This window comes from Breznakiella homolactica (assembly GCF_016616095.2).
GTDB classification, from domain to species: Bacteria; Spirochaetota; Spirochaetia; order Treponematales; family Breznakiellaceae; genus Breznakiella; species Breznakiella homolactica.
Window position 1 is genome coordinate 291400 of sequence record NZ_CP067089.2, and the last position, 16200, is coordinate 307599.

The window sequence follows — 16200 nt, forward strand, 5'->3', positions numbered from 1 at the left end:
AGGGGAAATATGAAAAAAATTCATCTCTTTATGCTCAGCAATATCATAATATTAACGGCAAACGCGTGCGCTCAAGCTAATTTAGATATGGGCATTTCTTCGGCAAAACAAGCGGGAAATTATGTTTATATCGAAGTGCGGATATATAATCGTAATGAGGAACCAGTCTTTGTCTTAACCCCCTATTCAATAGGCAGCGTTGAAGAAAGAAATGGCTGTTTAAAAATAGATTTGTTAAACTGGCTGAACTTTGTGAAGCCCAGTGAATCAAGTGATGGAAATCACTGGTATAGTTCCGCCTTATTCCATAATCCCAGAATGATTGAAATCAGAAATAAACAGACAGTATATATTCCATTATTTATGGAGATACCGGAAGAATATCTTTCATTAAATTGGAAAAAGCAGATTATCGAAATAACAGGATTAAAATATTCTTTCCGCGAATATATTACCTATGATATTACTTATACTGAAGATCCAATGGGGTTTTATACTGAAGTTGAAAAAAATGTAAAAAGTATGACCATAAAAGTAGAAAAAAATGAATATTGGCCCTTAGATTAAGGACATCTATATGTATTTTTTGCGGACAAGATACCTAAAGGAAACTATATGACAGACAATACAGCAAAATTTAACGGCATGGCTGAAAATTACGCTAAATACCGTCCCACATACAGCAAGGAATTTATCGACTATTTATACAATGAAATTGGGTTTAACCGGGACAGTATTGTCGCGGACATAGGCGCCGGGACGGGTATATTTTCCAAACTTCTGCTTGAACGAGGCAATACTGTTATCTGCGTAGAGCCGAATAGCGATATGCTCACCGCCGCGCGCGAGTTTCTCTCGGAATATAAAAACTGTCAATTTATAAACGCGCCGGCGGAACAGACCGGTATACCGGATAAAAGCGTTGATTTTATAACCGCTGCGCAGGCTTTTCATTGGTTTGACGAAGACCGTTTTAAGGCAGAATGCAGAAGGATTCTCAAAGATACCGGCAAGGCCGTCCTTGTCTGGAACTGCAGAGTCCTGGACGCGGAACCGGTGGCGGCAGGGGATGAGATAAACCGGAAATACTGCCCCGATTTTAATAGTTCTTCCGGCGGGGACAGAGGTATCGTTTCTGATAACCACGCCGGCTTTTTTAAGGACGGCCTTGTGGACATTAAAACATTTCCCAATGATTATCTGTTGGACGAGGACGGACTCATAGGGCGGAATTTATCGTCATCCTACGCTCCCAAAAGGGGAGAACCGAACTATGAATCCTATATATCAGAATTAAAGAAGCTATTCAGCAAATACAGTGTTAATGGTATTTTTACCATGCCGAATATTATTCAAAGTTACGTCGGGAACGTTTAAGCCACTATTTAAAAATTGACAAATAGAATAATAATGAATACTATTGAAGCATGGAGAAGCCGATATGGCAAAGACAATAACGGTCAGAGTTGATGATACCGTATATGAGATACTCAAAAAAGCCGCTGATGGAGATAAACGGACCATTTCAAATTTTATGGAATATGCCGCTATGAATTATATTTTAACTGACAGCATTGCTGATGATAATGAAATGGCGGAAATATTATATAATGAAAGAGATTTGAAGAAGGGACTGTCCGATATTGAAAAAGGGCGGTATAAAATAGTTGGCTGATTATAAAATAGCGGAAACCGAAACCTTCCAAAAGAAAATCAGCTCGGCTAAGTACCGTTCTTTATACGCTAAAATAACAGATTATGTGTATCCGCTATTACGGCGGAACCCGTATTTCGGACCCAATATAAAACGGTTAAAAGGAAACTATAACGATATATTCCGGTTCAGAATCGGCGATTACAGATTATTCTATAAAATAGAAGAAACAAAAGTCATTGTATTTATCATTGATATAGAAAACAGAAAAGACGCGTATACGTAAAAGCGGAAACCGCGGTATTCGGTAACCGCTGTATGGGGGTAGGCTTTATGAAAAATAGTGTTGGAAGTACGTTATTCCAGGTATTGGTTTTTGCCGCCGTATTAACAAGCTGCGCCGGCACGGGAACGGCTTCACAGTCCCCCGACGGGAGAACCACGGCAGGTACGTCAAGCCGGAGCGCGAAACCGAAAATCACCTCGCTTCAGCAGGCCGCCGCCCGGGCGGGCGAGGGAAATACCCATTACGAAAACCGGGAATGGCTGGACGCCGTTGATAACTACACCGACGCCATAGAATATATAAAAAGCCTTACGGCGCCGGAAGGATCGCATGGACAGTATCTGGTCAGATGGTATTCGGCAAGGGCCATGGCGTGGAAACACGAAGGGGATTTGGAAAAAGCCCGCGCCGATGTTGACAATGCCAGGGCCGTTAAAGAGAACCCGCAATTCACCAATTGGATTGGCGCCAACCTCCAAATGCTGTATGTTCTGGCCAGCTGCCGGATATACGGCGAACAGCAGGACTACGCTTCCGCCATCCGGGAAATGACCGAGTACATCGAGAAAAATTCAATAGATAACTTCAGCGGACCGTATCCGGACATTGATTACAGCTATTACTACCGGGGTGTTTTTTATTACCGCGCCGGGGACTACGAAAAAGCCGCGGAAGACTTTGATACCGCCGTCGGCAAATCAAGCTACCACTACGATGAAATCGACGACCGGGAGCGGCCCTGGGAAATCATGAGCGCGGCCTCCGTTAAGGCCCGGGGAGCAAACTCCTACGTCCTGGTGATCCGCGATACGGATACCCCGGCCAACCTCGAAATAAACCAAAGAATCTTCAACGATACCGGAAGAAAAGATAACGCCCTGCGAAGATCCCTCAAAGACCGGGAGCTGATCATACTGCCGGGACGATACGAAATAAAAGCCCCCGACAGAAGCGGCCTGATAATGACCGGCTCCCGCCGTGTATCCGAAACCGAAATTGAACAAACCTACCGGGAAACCATAAGAAGCGGCCAGGTCTTTTTTGAGTCCTACGAGTTCCTTCCCGGTGTTGTGTATAATGTTACTCCCTGGGAAATAACGATAGTACAGGATATACCGTGACGGTATTTATCCGAAAAATGATACGGTCTCAATATGAATAGAGAAGAAAGGGTAAAATTATACGCCCTGCGGAAAGAAAAAGCCAAAGAACTGTGGCATGCCGGAATCCCGGATTTACCATTAGCAAATGAAGAACTCATTTTGCTGGAAGAGAAATTCAGGACATGGAGTGATTCCTTCCAATTGAACTTACTGGAAAAAGGATTTTTATACGTACTTGAGAAGTATGAAATATTAATTACAAGTACTGAGAATTCCCAATGTGAACATAACGGACAGATACGGACCGGATTGGATTATCAAAACTGCTGTGGTATTTCCTATGAATATACGAATGATTTGTCATGCAGAACAGCAATAGAAATAATACTGAGAAATACGGCGGGTAATAAGATAGAAAAATACAAAGAACGTATCGACAGTCTGGATAAACGATTTAAAGCCATTCCGAAAAATGATAAGTGGATAGTTAATCAGGCATCCATAGAAAAATATGAAAAAAACGGGTATTGGTGGTTTTATGGACTGCCTTTAACGGTAAAAGAATAAAACTGATAAAAACGGCGCTTTCTCGAACTTGACAATGATTACAGAATTGCCAATAATCAGGCCGGAGAAAATATGGAAATAAAGACAATCAGTGAAAACAAAGAAGACTTTATGGATTTACTGCTCCTGGCCGATGAGCAGGAAAGCATGATAAAAAAATACCTCGGCAGAGGCGAATTATTCGTCCTCTATGATGACGATCTCAAAACCGTGGCTGTGGTGACCAAAGAGGCGGAAGACGTCTTTGAGCTAAAGAATATCGCCACATACGAGCAGTACCAGGGCAATGGCTACGGAAGTTCCATGATAAACTTTATCATCGAACAATATAAGAACAAGGGAAAGCAGCTGCTGGTCGGCACGGGAGATGATGAGGGAATACTGTCGTTTTATAAAAGATTCGGATTTACCTATTCCCACACCGTAAAGGATTTTTTCATAGATAATTGCGACCATGAGATGTTTGAAAACGGGAAACAATTACGGGACATGATTTATTTAAAAATGGACTTACATGCCAAATAACGAAGAGAAACTGAGAAGAAAGAAGATCCTCGAAGATATAAAAACGGAATCACGAAAACAATTCCATGATAGCCTGCCCATGGCCGAGGCGGAGTTTAAGGGACTGTTTGATTATCTTGATGAAACCTTATCGGAACGGGAATGCGGCCATACCAATACACTGACAAGAGAATACCTGGAGAAGGGCGGCGCCGACACGGAACGTGTTTTGACGTGGCTGGCGGAACAAGGCGGGTATTGTGACTGCGAAATACTCGGTAATGCTGAAGAATTGTTTGAAAATTAAAGCGGATAAGGCGCGGCGGGAAGTCCCGCCGGATACTCTTTGATTTTCCGCTTTCCTTTGCAATCTCATGAGCTTGTGATATACTTTTTTCATGGAAATGAGCCTCCGCAGAGACGGAGGCTCGTCCGCAAGGAAATTTATTATACCGCCCGGTTTAATACCCCGGAGTTTTGCTCCGGCTTAAACGGCTAAACACTTTCAAAATACGGTATTAAACCGGGCTTTCGGAATAAAGCTCACCAAGGACCAGTGGAGTTTCCCCTTCGGGAAACTCCTAAGCTGAATCTCAACTAAAGTTTGAGATTCAGCAACTGGATCTACAGGAAAAGATGCTCAAGGATGCTCTGGAGGAGGGCCGCAAGGTGGGTCTGGAACAGGGGGAGAAGGCCGGGAAAAAGGAAGAGAAGATGGAGATTGCCAAGGCCGCGCTGGCCGAGGGGCTGGATATTAAGCTGATATGAAGCTCACGGGGCTGAGTAAGAAAGCTATCGAAAACCTGCGGGAGTAGGGGGCGAACCGGGATATATGGCGGAGAAAACGGCGGTTATCGTCTGATAGCAGTTAGGCGGAATTGAGAACTTCAAACTGCATGAGAAATAAACTCCGTAAATTGTATGATACTATGAGGATAAAAACTACATTGAGAGTGAGAGATAAAGAAACTGAAAAAAAACCGTTTATTTATCTTACATTGTTTATTATCATTATTTTTAGTTTTATAGCGTGCAGAGCTAAAGAGCTTAATAATTCGCCTATAAATATCGAAGGTACGGAAACAAATATTATTGGAATGAAAGAAATAATAAAAATTGGACATGATACATTTATAACTTCGAACTCGACAAAATTTAATAATTATAATGTTGCCTTTGAAGATGATACAGAGACAGGATATTTTTACGCAATCGATACAAATTATGAAATGCCAATTCAAGATGCTCTGCATATATATAATGTTAAGGATGTTTTAGATCGAAATATACCATCGGAAGTAATCATAACATGGTCAAAAGACGGTCTAAAATCCATTCTGTTTATAAATAATTATCCTCATGCTGTAATAGATTTCGAAAATAAAAAAGCTTATTGCCGAACAGGCTTTCCCCCGCATGATATAGATTCGATATGGTCTTCCAATGGACATTCTTGGGATGAAGAAAATTATGAAAGTATAATTAATATGGAATAATAGAAATACCCAAAGGAATATTTTCATGCGGATACAATTACAAAAGGAGCGTTATCAAAATCTTCCCGCTTGTATCTCTCGTCAAAGAATGCCCAAAACTAATAAGAATTTATATTGATGGAAAAATAAGTAAGAGTTAAACATTGGACAGCGGCGGCCGTACAAACGTCTGATACACCCGGAACGGTATGTGAAAAAGTAAGGAGAAGAAGTAAATGGAATATATCAATCCTCCAAAAGAACTGCCCCGGAATGTAATTCATAAAACATTCTATAGTGAAATTCTCAATCATGAACTCGGTTATAATATATTTTTACCCTCCGGTTATGAAAATGATGAAACAACGTACCCCGTACATTACCACCTGCACGGATGGGAAGATAATGAATCAAGCGATATATGGACACTACATAATGCCTACAAAAATAATCAGGCCATAACTGTTTTCCCCAATAATTCACCGCAAATTGAAGATAATGAGAATATACCTGTTGAGGAAATAATCATAAATGAATTTATCCCGTTTATTGAAAATGAATACAGGGCTGATAAAAATCCGGCCAACAGGTCTATTTCAGGTTTTTCCATGGGCGGCGGAATGGCGTTTTATTACGCCGTAAAATATCCCGGATTCTTTGGTTCGGTAACCGCGTATGCCGGCACGTACCATCTTTATTTTCATAAAGATTACCAGGGTGTCGGACAGCCGCCAAGCAAGGCGGCTGAACTGTATAATAAACTGAACGAAGAACAATATTTTAAAGAAGATGGGATATTGAATCTGGTCAATACCAATAAAGAAAAAATCAACGGTACATTGCGGATAAAAATGCATGTCGGGTCAGCGGATGTGCTTTTTTGCGATAATGAGATAATGCATTTATATTTGGACTCACTGCATATTCCCCATGAATACAGGATAATTGAAAAAGCCGACCATGATTTAAGTAAAATACTATAAATGATTGGTTAAAAATCATAGGAAAAAAATTATTGAGTAAGAATAGAAAATATATAATAATTAAATTTTTGGAGACTTAGATGATAAAAATATTTTCTGAAAGATATTACGAATTAAAAAATACATTGGAAAAAATGCTGATTTTATTAAATCAGTCCAATGATTCAGTTTATGCCCATCAGACTGTTTCTGAAGTAAAAGATTTTATAACTGAATCAATTAAAGCAATTAATAGAAATAAAGAAATAGATAAAGAAAAATTATTATATTTATTACTTCCGACAGGAAGCCTGCAGGAAATATCAATAGAAAATGGGTGGGGTGAAGAATTTTTAAAACTTGCAAGTAAAGTTGAAACATTAGTATAAAAATTATTTCAGAACAACTAAATAGATTTGTATGCCCCATGATTATGAAAAGCAAGGAAAAAAAAGAAGCTATATGAAAAAATGGGTAGTGGCTTTTATAAGCGTATTTTTGCTTCTGAGCTGTGACAATAAAAACAGGGAAGTTATCCATACCGATCCGTATAGTTTAACAGCGGAATTTGTAAATAACTCAGATGCGGCTTCTCAAAAGTATAAAAATAAATTAATTGAAATTACGGGGATAATAGCGGAACGGGGTTTCCCAAAAGACCATAAACCGCTGCGGGACGCGTCTTATATCGTTTTCAGTGATTCACTTGATGAAAACGGGCAGTATGATTTTAATAAACCGCATATCCTATGCTATTTTGATGACATAGAAGTTCATGAGACGGCAGTAAATGGAAAAACAATTCCATTGCGTAACGGGTATACAATTATTTTACAAGGACAGTTTTCTGAATACATCCCGGAATGGAACCGAATACAATTGCGGCATAGCAAAATACTAGATGTATTAGCCTCCGAATAGAACCTTGCCTTTCAGCTGATACTTTCTCCATCCTCCTTTTTTAAAAACCAAGAATCCTCCCGGCAGTGCGGCGGCAGACCGGCCCGGTTCTCATGGTTCAACGATACCATCCCGCCTCTCGGATTTCCAATAACCGCAATTAAAAAAATGTACCCCTGCAGAATCTAAAGTTTTAGATTCTGCTTAGGAGTTTTCCAAAAGAAAACTCCACTCCCGACCCCTATTTTCTCCCCACCCGCAAGAGACCCGTACCGTACCCGAAACGTACCACCCGGCCGTGAAAGGGGAGACCGCGGCCGGGAAACGCGGTGTTGGTATGTTTTTATACTCCTTAGATTCAGATTTGTCAGGCAAATTATTTGCCTGACAAATTAATACAATCGGAATTCCCGCCGTAATTTTATAAGGCGGGAATAATAATTGCCGTTATATGACAGGCCTCCCGGAAATAGGGTAGACTGGTCTCCGGGATGATAGGCAGCATTCCGCGCGAGGATACACTGCGGCGGCGGTGAAACCGCGGGAGAAAAGACAAAAGGCATTCTTGCTATTCTTCCGGTTCCAGCCGCTTGATAACTTTAGCCGGAACCCCCGCGGCGACAGAGTTGTCCGGTACATCCTTTGTTACCACAGCTCCCGCCGCGACAACTACGTTATTCCCGATGGTAACGCCGGGAAGGATAGTGCAGCTGCCGCCGATCCACACATTGTCCCCGATGGTCACCGGTTTTGCCTGGGCCATCTTTGCCCGGCGGCCCTTGGGTGAAAGGGGATGGCCCACGGTGGAAATCAGGGTATTGGGACCAATCATGCAGTAGTCGCCGATGGTTACCCGGGCGATATCCAGAATGGTGACATTGTAGTTGGTAAGGAAATCCTCGCCCACATGGATGTTCTTTCCGTTGTCACAGTTAAAGCTGGGCTGGATATACACGTTTTCCCCGGTGGAGCCAAACAATTCTTTAATCGCCGCTCGCTGGGCCGGGTAGTCCGACGGGTCAATGGCGTTAAACTTCCCGCAGCCCTTGAGGGCCTGCTGCTTGGCTTCCGCAAGACCGTCATCAAAGAAACAATACTCCAGGCCTTTTACCGATTTCTCAAGTTCCGTCATGGCTGTCTCCTTATTGCCAGGCGGCAAGCCATTCGTTGTATAGGCTGACGAGCGGGCGGCTTGAAACATAGGATAGTTCGGGAATGTCCGGCCGCTTCTCCCGCAAAATCCCGTAGGCTTCCACCGACACAATACCGCCGCCGCAATAGAGCAGCACCGGCCGGTCTTGAGGAATCTCGGTGTGGCGTTCCGCCATCTCCGTATAGGGAATATGAATAGACCCGGTAAAACCGGTGCCCATTTTCCATTCCGGGTTATTTACTTCCACGATTACCAGGTTTGGAGTGTTTTTCATATACTCAAGGGCGTCCGCCGGGCTTTGCCCTCCCAGAAGGCGCTGTTGGTTGCCGTTTTGCCTGTCCGCCAGCCATTCGTTGTATTGTTCGAACAGCGGCGTTCCCGCGATGTAGGAGATTTCCGGGATATCCGGCCGCAGCTCCTTCAGCCTGGTATACGCGCCGGGAACAATCACCCCCCGCCGGCAGTGCAGGATAACCGGACGCCCGCCGGGAATATCCATATACATAGCGTTTTCTCCCAGGGTGTCCAAATCCTCAATAGGAATATTGACGGCGCCCTCAAAGTGAATCCGGCCGTAGTTGGCCCTGGAGGCGACATCAACGATGACCAGGTTTTCCGCTGCCTTCATATACTCCAGGGCGGCTTCCGGCGGTAAGGCCCCCAAATCATTTAGGGTAGTTATGGCACTGTTATCCGGCGCTTCCGGAAACCCGTGACCCGATGGCGGGGTCGTATTGGAAACTCCCGCGCTGTTTTCCGAACTGCTGCACCCGGCGCCGTATACCATCACACCCAACAGCGCCGTCATCCATATCAGTTTTATGTTCATAATTTAATCTCCATGAAGTAAAGATAGGATTACGCCGCGGAAAAAACAGCGCTAAATCTTAATAACGAATATGGCAAATTCTCATCTTAGCTGGTATCCTGTTACCGGCGCGCCTGGCGCCGCGGGAGGAAAAAGCATGGGCAGATGCCAATTGCCCGCCGCCCTTAAACTGCTGCAGCGGCGGTTTTCAGAGCTGGACTGGACATACCACGATATTCCCGGAAGCCGGGGGAATGAGAAGATGTACCGCTGGCCCGGCGGCCCGGACGAGGCCATACTTGTCTGCGTCCATAAGAGCGGCGGGGCCCAGGAGCTGTTCCACCGGCACGATTTCTTTTATTTCAACTATACCTACAAAGGGCAGTACGATTCCCTGAGCTACAGACACGACAACCGGATTACCATCCGCGAAGGGGAACTCTACGCGGGGCAGCCCCTGGCCGGACACGCGCTCTGCGTCCACGACAACCAGGAGACCATTATTATCGGGGTGTTAATACGGAAGGAGACTTTCTTCCGCTCCTTCCTGCCCATGCTCTCCGCCAATTCCCGGCTGTTCCGTTTTTTCCTTGACCCGACCGCCAAAAGTTTTTCCGATGAGTTTATCCACTTTAAGATTGAGGATGACAACACCATCCGGCCGCTGCTGGAAATGGCGGTGACCGAATACGCGTACAAACAGGAGGACACCCAGGAGGTGCTTAAACCCCTGGTACTCTCGTTCCTCATGCAGGTGGCCCGCCAGTATACGTTGGCTAACCGGACGCACAAGCCGGAAGCGCTTTCGGACCGGATTGTGCAGTACGTGGGGGAACGCTTTGATACCGTAACGTTGCGGGAGATTTCCCGCCGGTTTAACTATCACCCGAACTATATCTCAACCCTGCTGACCCGGGAAACGGGAAAATCCTTTTCCCGGATTCTGCTTGAACAGCGCATGGAACGGGCGGTTATTCTCCTGAAAGGCACGCCCCTGCCGGTTGAGGAGATTGCCCTGATGCTGGGCTACTCCAACAGCAGCAACTTCTACAAGGCCTTCAGGGAGTACTACCGGATGTCGCCGAGAAAGTATATTGATTTGGATTAACGTATTATTGGAAAGCGTCAGGCAGAATGATAAACTATATATAATAGAGTAAAAATGATAAAACATTGTGAGAGGAGCAATATCAAATGAAGGATAGCCCGGAGTTTCTTAATCTGACCCTGGAAAACCTTTCAGAGCAGCATTTGTGCTGTACCATAAACAGTAAGAAGTTCTCCCAGGGCGTTGAAACCAAAAAGAAATGGTTATCCGAAAGGCTCGCGGAAGGCCATGTTTTCAGAAAGCTAAACGCCCGGGCTACTGTCTTTATCGAATACTCGCCCCTTGAAACGGCCTGGGTCCCGGTTATGGGGGATAACTATATTTACCTCTATTGCCTGTGGGTTTTGGGGGATTTTAAAGGCAAGGGCTACGGAAAACAATTGATGGAATACTGTATTGCGGATGCCAAGAAAAAGAAAAAATCCGGTATATGTATGCTCAGTTCCGTTAAACAGAAAAACTGGCTTTCCGACAAGGCCTTTGCCGTTAAAAATGGTTTTAAAGTCGTGGATACTACCCGGGACGGCTACGAACTACTCGCCCTGTCATTTGACGGGACAACGCCTCGTTTCTCGGAGCGCGCTAAAGAGCAGACTATAAAAGATGAGAAGCTGACGATTTATTACGGCCTGCAGTGTCCCTACATTCCATTTACTGTAGAAACGGTGCGGCAGTACTGTGAGGACAATAATATTCCAGTGGATTTGATTAAAGTGGATACTTTGAAAAAGGCGAAGGCGCTGCCCTGTGTTTTTAACAACTGGGGGGTGTTTTATAAGGGCAAATTTGAAACCGTGAATTTGCTTCTTGATACGGCTTATCTGCAGAGGATTTTGAAGAAGTGAGGACCGTTGTCAATAAATTCATAGATATTGTAATCCGGATTACCGTACACTATTTTACATAATTTTTTCTATGTTAAAAAACATGCTTTTGCATTTTCGGGATCAGAAACATATACTTAAAATAAGTTTTAGTTAAAAAAGAAGGCGTATCATGCTAAAGAAAATCATATCCATGTATATTTTTATTTTTGTGATAACCAATCTGAATGCGGATATACGCATATCCGGCAATGTCACAGGAATAGCTACTTTTGGTATAGCTGATGATGATCAAAGTGTCCCGGGGGGGCCGGACGGTGTCTTCACTGACAGAAAAAACGGCTATTATATGGAATCCAATCTTGGCATAAATTACAGACCTGTCTCTCCCTTTGAAATATTTTTTAATGCGACGATGAAAAGCAGGCCCGGGGCTCCCTATGTTCCGCTTCAGTTAATATATGTGGATAAACAGGATTTTCAGATATCAGTTGACACAATATACGGAAAGATAAATGTTTTTGAGGCCCTTAGCTTCGATCTGCCTATTGATCTTTTTGTGAGAGCCGGGAGATATAATATCGCCGCCAAGGGATATCAGAATATATCGGGATATAAAATCGAATCGGTTACGGGAAAAATGGAAACCAGCACCAATTTTAATTTTGATCTGCAGGCAGATTATCTTATGCCAGGATCGCAGAATCTTTCATTTATGGTTGCTACGAATTACCGGTTAAACCAAGCGGTCCAGAAGCTGTACGATAATGATATTGAAGCGGGGAGAATGCATGGTGATGATATAACCGGAGAATACGCTCCTATGATTGTCGCATCCGCAAGTTTGGCCGGCCTCGAGCTTCCTTTCGGAAAATTTTCTGCGGAAAGCATCTATATATTAAACGCCGGAGGCTTTAATACAGGGCACAATGCCGCCGTCTCTGCGAACTTCGGTATAGATATTTCCAGAGAACTTAGCGTACCCCTCGGGTTAGGTTTTGCATATTATGAAAAAAATACCGATGTTTCTGCCAATTCCGTGGGAAATTATCCGGGTAATATTACCACAGACATGCGTGAAACTTTCCGTTCCGGATTGGGGACAGGGATACGTTATACCGGAAATCCATTATCCGCGGATTTAAATTTTGGTTTTTCCTATAGCCATATCAATCATATTTACCGTGATCCGATTTCCCTGTTCGGCGCATCGGTGGATGGTAAACTCACCTTTGATGAAAAGTATTTTATTGGTGCTGGATTCATTGCGGGAACTATCGGTGATGTCAGGTGGAAAACAAATCCGGATTATATTACAGAGGACAATAATGGTTATGATCATACCTTTGATTTTTTGGATAATTATGGGTATGAAATTTATGGCGGTATAAAATTCCTTCCGACCTGCAGGCTTGTTGTGGGGTATGTTCACAATCAGGGCCTTGCCATGAATTATATGCTTGAGAATATGAAAGGCGCGGTCATAAAGTATAAACAGAAAGGTACGAACGCTGCAGACAGCTTGTATGAAATCCGAGGGATATATCTAAAGCTTGAAATGTACTGGTAACAATGGACAATACGGTTCTGGCCAAAGGTGATGTTGCCCATGAGGTGACGAAGCTCAAGAAAGAAGACGGCAGCGACATCATTGTTTTCGGCGGCTTTTCATTCGTGGCTTCCCTCGTCGCTCATGGGCTGATAGATGAATACCACTTGTTCATCAACCGGACCGCCATAGGTAAGGGGCAGTCCATCTTCAGGGACCTTGGCAAAAAACTTGATTTGAAACTGAAAGCAGCCGTTCCCTTTGACTGCGGGATCTCCCTGCTGCGCTACGGACCGCTGTAAGCTAAAGCGGCCCGGAAAAACCGATTGGCCTGTCATAAATATGACGCCACGCTGTCAGGGTTGGTATGGCATAATTTAATTATCAACCAACAGGAGGCGGGCCCATGGATAATACTCATCCCGGTTACAAAAAAGGAACGGAACCGTTTTTCAGCATTGTTATGGAAGGACTCAAGGGTGAAGTAGACGGAGAGTCGTTTTGGGAGGCCGCGGCGGAGGATGCGGTCTTTGACTTTATGTACCATATTCCCGGATTTACAAACAGGTTCGAAGGCCGGGAGGCCTACCGGAACTGGTTCGCCGGTTACTCGATGGAACTTCATTCCGCCGATAACCTCCGGGTGTACAAGGCGGAAGAAGGCGGCGTTGTTATTCTCGAATACGAAGTACACGGCACCGTCATCGGTACGGGCAAAGCCTATGACAACCGGTTCTGTTCCATTGTCACCATCAGGGATCGGAAAATAGTCTGCTGGCGGGACTACATGGATTCCCTGGCGGTGATGCTGGCCAATTCGTAAAGCAGCCTACATCGGCTTGAGGTTCTTATTCAGCCGGTCAACTATCCACGCTAAACGGCTGGTCCGGCCGGTCTCGGTTTTCGCGTCCAGATACGCCTTGGTGTATGTCTTCTTGACGGACGGCGGCATGGCCGTAAAATTGGTATACGCCGGTTCGTAATCTTTCAGCAAACCGGATAAAAACGCTATCTGCTCCTCCGTAATGGGAGGGGCTTTTGGCTTACTCCACTGGCCGTTCTTTTTCGCTTCCGCGATTTTCGTCCTGCCGTAATCGGTCATGAGCCCCTGTTTTTCAAGGCTTTCGGCAATGGCCTTGTTCTTGTCCGACCACTTGCTGTTTTCCCTGCGCGAAGCGAAATATTTGATATAGGCCGTATCATCAAGGCTCCGCATCTGGCCGTCAATCCACCCGAAGCAGAGGGCTTCCTCCAGGGCCTCGTCCGGCTTTACTGTTTTCGGCCCGCCGGGTTTCCCGAAAACCAGCCAGACCCCGCCGCTTGTGGTGCCGTTGGCTTTAAGCCAATTCCTGAATTCTTCCCGGGAAGAAAATTGTAAGTGTTCCGGCATATCCGTGTTCCTCAAAAAGAGACTTGCTTATAACCCGGATTATACGTGATAATTGCGCCGGACTCAATATTTTTAATTGTATTCATGCAGTATACTGGCTTCAGGAGATATTATGGACAATAAAGAACTGGTAAACTCCTTTGACAAAAAAGCGGCAGCCTACGATGATGAAACGAATACATTTTCCCATAAGATTATTGAATACATAAACCAGGAAAACCTTAAACTTGAATTGCCCAAGCCGGATAAATCCATAAAATTATTGGACCTTGGCGGCGGGACCGGGAAATATTCCCTGTTTTTCTCAAAACTCGGCTATACTGTTTCGCTCGCGGATATCAGCAAAGAAAGCCTGCTTATAGCCGGCGAACGGTTCAGCCGGGAGAATGAGCAGATCACGATGGTGAATTCCTCCGGAGAAAATCTTCCATTCGGGGATAAATCTTTCGGCATCATCCTCATGCTGGGCGGCGTTATCAGTTACGCGTCCAATCCCGAAGATTTATTAAAAGAATGCCGGAGAGTATTAAAAGATAAAGGAATATTATACTTGGACTTTCTCAATACCATAGGGTGGGGGAATGAGGTTCTGAATATTAAAAAACGGCTTGAAATAATTGAACAAAAAGAAGCGTTCATAAAAATGCCGGACTGGGATTATCCCGCCCATTTGTTTAATTACAAATATATGGAAGAAATGATCCAAACCAGCGGATTCCGTATTAAGTCAAAATACGCGCTCATAAACGCGACAACATCACTGCCCCTGTCCGTCCGGTACGGCAAAGAGTATGATGCGGAAACCTTGGATCGGTATAAAAAGATAGAGCTGGAGCTGTCCCGGGACAAGGAATGCTATGGAACTTCCTGGTCATGTTGTATAGGCGCGGTAAAATGATGGATAAATATAACGACCTGATAGTCAAAGGAAGGAAAGCTTATCTGGAAGCAATGGAAACCATTGGTTGGCTTAAATACTCAGGCCCTTCGAAAACGGAAACAGAGAAACGGCTGTCGGAAATAACAGAACCGGAATATTTTGTATACGCCCTCTGTGATTTATCATTTGACCCGGAAGGGTTTGAGGATAAAGAGGCCTATGAATCCCTGCTAAACGAAATATTATACATAGTACAATTAAGAGACACCTCTTTGTCTGTTTCCCAAAACGATACAGACGGCATCATCAGTATAGAAATAAAAACCGGAAAAAATACCTATCCCTATTCCGTATTACTGGAAGACTTTGACGATTGGGTGGATGGGGATATCATTGATAAATACTTTAACGAAGAAATACTGCCGGGAGAAGACGAGGAGCGGCGATTACTGCCTCTGTCGCCTTCCGATCAGAAGGCCTGTTTTGTCTTTATGCCTGAAAAGTTATATGAAAAGGCAATAGAAATGGGAATAATCCCCGGGGAAGGGGATTACTTTATGAAAGAAATAGAAACCAAAGAGTAATTGAATCAATAGCAGGACTTGGAGAGAAAAATGGGTATAGGGTACATACTTGTAAATAAAACGAAAAGAGAAGCAATTTCTTTTTATAGACTTCCAGTCAACACCATGAGGGAAATTTCCGGAAACCCGGTGTCCGCGGCGATTGTGACACGGTACCTTTTTAAAAACCCCTGCGACTGTATAGCTTTTTGTCCTGACAATATCAATTCCGATGACCCCAGTTGGCCTATGGCCGGTTTGTCGTGGGAAGATATTAACGGTTTCAAGGATGTAACTGGCGAGCTGATAGATGATTTAATCCGGAATAAAATACTAAGAGATGATGGTATTCTTTTTCAGGATGGGGACGATCCGGATATATTCATCCGTAAAATCAGTAATATTGGAATGGGTTAAGGAATCGGCTGAAAAAATAGAGCCCATCCGCATATCAAAACAAATATGACGCATAGC

Annotated in this window: 24 protein-coding genes; 21 read left to right on the forward strand and 3 right to left on the reverse strand. The window is 44.1% G+C overall.

What is annotated here, in order from left to right; all coding sequences use genetic code 11:
• Positions 1–9 precede the first annotated feature (9 nt).
• From JFL75_RS01410 to JFL75_RS01465, 13 genes are all read left to right on the forward strand, one after another.
• The gene (locus JFL75_RS01410) at positions 10–567 is read left to right on the forward strand and encodes a hypothetical protein (protein WP_215624915.1); all 558 of its coding nucleotides are present in this window, start codon (positions 10–12) and stop codon (positions 565–567) included.
• A 48-nt stretch (positions 568–615) separates the two neighbouring features.
• On the forward strand, positions 616–1377 hold the full coding sequence (locus tag JFL75_RS01415; RefSeq protein ID WP_215624916.1) for a class I SAM-dependent methyltransferase: 762 nt from the start codon (positions 616–618) through the stop codon (positions 1375–1377).
• A gap of 64 nt (positions 1378–1441) precedes the next feature.
• Positions 1442–1675 (forward strand): CopG family transcriptional regulator, encoded by a 234-nt coding sequence (locus tag JFL75_RS01420; protein ID WP_215624917.1) that lies wholly within the window; start codon positions 1442–1444, stop codon positions 1673–1675.
• Positions 1676–1760: 85 nt separating this feature from the next.
• The gene (locus JFL75_RS01425; RefSeq protein ID WP_223292742.1) at positions 1761–1940 is read left to right on the forward strand and encodes a type II toxin-antitoxin system RelE family toxin; all 180 of its coding nucleotides are present in this window, start codon (positions 1761–1763) and stop codon (positions 1938–1940) included.
• Positions 1941–1987: 47 nt separating this feature from the next.
• Positions 1988–3061 (forward strand): tetratricopeptide repeat protein, encoded by a 1074-nt coding sequence (locus tag JFL75_RS01430; protein ID WP_215624919.1) that lies wholly within the window; start codon positions 1988–1990, stop codon positions 3059–3061.
• A 33-nt stretch (positions 3062–3094) separates the two neighbouring features.
• On the forward strand, positions 3095–3610 hold the full coding sequence (locus JFL75_RS01435) for a hypothetical protein (protein WP_215624920.1): 516 nt from the start codon (positions 3095–3097) through the stop codon (positions 3608–3610).
• Positions 3611–3682: 72 nt separating this feature from the next.
• Complete coding sequence (locus JFL75_RS01440; RefSeq protein ID WP_215624921.1) at positions 3683–4135, forward strand: GNAT family N-acetyltransferase; 453 nt, start codon at positions 3683–3685, stop codon at positions 4133–4135.
• Positions 4125–4421, forward strand: a complete 297-nt coding sequence (locus JFL75_RS01445) for a DUF2695 domain-containing protein (RefSeq protein ID WP_215624922.1) — start codon at positions 4125–4127, stop codon at positions 4419–4421. Before JFL75_RS01440 ends, JFL75_RS01445 begins: the two co-directional genes overlap by 11 nt.
• 329 nt (positions 4422–4750) lie before the next feature.
• Positions 4751–4882: a hypothetical protein gene (locus JFL75_RS20850; RefSeq protein WP_285291957.1), complete on the forward strand. Its 132-nt coding sequence runs from the start codon at positions 4751–4753 to the stop codon at positions 4880–4882.
• Positions 4883–5043: 161 nt separating this feature from the next.
• Entirely contained in the window at positions 5044–5610 is a 567-nt protein-coding gene (locus JFL75_RS01450) for a DUF2251 domain-containing protein (protein WP_215624923.1), read from the forward strand.
• Positions 5611–5825: 215 nt separating this feature from the next.
• Positions 5826–6572, forward strand: coding sequence for an alpha/beta hydrolase (locus JFL75_RS01455; RefSeq protein WP_215624924.1), 747 nt, complete (start codon positions 5826–5828; stop codon positions 6570–6572).
• 80 nt (positions 6573–6652) lie between these two features.
• Positions 6653–6940 (forward strand): hypothetical protein, encoded by a 288-nt coding sequence (locus tag JFL75_RS01460; RefSeq protein WP_215624925.1) that lies wholly within the window; start codon positions 6653–6655, stop codon positions 6938–6940.
• 31 nt (positions 6941–6971) lie between these two features.
• Positions 6972–7472: an OB-fold putative lipoprotein gene (locus JFL75_RS01465; protein ID WP_215624926.1), complete on the forward strand. Its 501-nt coding sequence runs from the start codon at positions 6972–6974 to the stop codon at positions 7470–7472.
• A 547-nt stretch (positions 7473–8019) separates the two neighbouring features.
• Here JFL75_RS01465 and JFL75_RS01470 read toward each other — a convergent pair.
• Together JFL75_RS01470 and JFL75_RS01475 are read right to left on the reverse strand one after the other, a co-directional pair.
• Complete coding sequence (locus JFL75_RS01470; RefSeq protein WP_215624927.1) at positions 8020–8583, reverse strand: sugar O-acetyltransferase; 564 nt, start codon at positions 8581–8583, stop codon at positions 8020–8022.
• Positions 8584–8593: 10 nt separating this feature from the next.
• The gene (locus JFL75_RS01475; RefSeq protein ID WP_215624928.1) at positions 8594–9433 is read right to left on the reverse strand and encodes a rhodanese-like domain-containing protein; all 840 of its coding nucleotides are present in this window, start codon (positions 9431–9433) and stop codon (positions 8594–8596) included.
• A 136-nt stretch (positions 9434–9569) separates the two neighbouring features.
• Between JFL75_RS01475 and JFL75_RS01480 the strand changes: the two genes are divergently transcribed.
• The 5 genes from JFL75_RS01480 to JFL75_RS01500 all read left to right on the forward strand — a co-directional run bounded on the left by JFL75_RS01480 (position 9570) and on the right by JFL75_RS01500 (position 13716).
• Positions 9570–10520, forward strand: coding sequence for a helix-turn-helix transcriptional regulator (locus JFL75_RS01480; RefSeq protein WP_215624929.1), 951 nt, complete (start codon positions 9570–9572; stop codon positions 10518–10520).
• Between the two features lie 86 nt (positions 10521–10606).
• Positions 10607–11365, forward strand: a complete 759-nt coding sequence (locus JFL75_RS01485; protein WP_215624930.1) for a GNAT family N-acetyltransferase — start codon at positions 10607–10609, stop codon at positions 11363–11365.
• 151 nt (positions 11366–11516) lie between these two features.
• A complete protein-coding gene (locus JFL75_RS01490) occupies positions 11517–12914 on the forward strand; it encodes a hypothetical protein (RefSeq protein WP_215624931.1) in 1398 nt (465 codons plus the stop codon).
• A gap of 2 nt (positions 12915–12916) precedes the next feature.
• Positions 12917–13195 (forward strand): dihydrofolate reductase family protein, encoded by a 279-nt coding sequence (locus JFL75_RS01495; RefSeq protein ID WP_215624932.1) that lies wholly within the window; start codon positions 12917–12919, stop codon positions 13193–13195.
• 104 nt (positions 13196–13299) lie between these two features.
• On the forward strand, positions 13300–13716 hold the full coding sequence (locus tag JFL75_RS01500; RefSeq protein WP_215624933.1) for a nuclear transport factor 2 family protein: 417 nt from the start codon (positions 13300–13302) through the stop codon (positions 13714–13716).
• Between the two features lie 6 nt (positions 13717–13722).
• On the opposite strand, the gene JFL75_RS01505 is transcribed toward JFL75_RS01500, so the two are convergent.
• A complete protein-coding gene (locus JFL75_RS01505; protein WP_215624934.1) occupies positions 13723–14283 on the reverse strand; it encodes a YdeI/OmpD-associated family protein in 561 nt (186 codons plus the stop codon).
• 112 nt (positions 14284–14395) lie between these two features.
• Here JFL75_RS01505 and JFL75_RS01510 point away from each other — a divergent pair, with 112 nt between their 5' ends.
• The 3 genes from JFL75_RS01510 to JFL75_RS01520 are packed head-to-tail and all read left to right on the forward strand — an operon-like array spanning position 14396 to position 16143.
• The gene (locus tag JFL75_RS01510; RefSeq protein WP_215624935.1) at positions 14396–15181 is read left to right on the forward strand and encodes a class I SAM-dependent methyltransferase; all 786 of its coding nucleotides are present in this window, start codon (positions 14396–14398) and stop codon (positions 15179–15181) included.
• Entirely contained in the window at positions 15136–15747 is a 612-nt protein-coding gene (locus JFL75_RS01515) for a hypothetical protein (protein ID WP_215624936.1), read from the forward strand. Before JFL75_RS01510 ends, JFL75_RS01515 begins: the two co-directional genes overlap by 46 nt.
• A 30-nt stretch (positions 15748–15777) precedes the next feature.
• Complete coding sequence (locus JFL75_RS01520; RefSeq protein ID WP_215624937.1) at positions 15778–16143, forward strand: hypothetical protein; 366 nt, start codon at positions 15778–15780, stop codon at positions 16141–16143.
• The last annotated feature ends 57 nt before the right edge of the window (positions 16144–16200 follow it).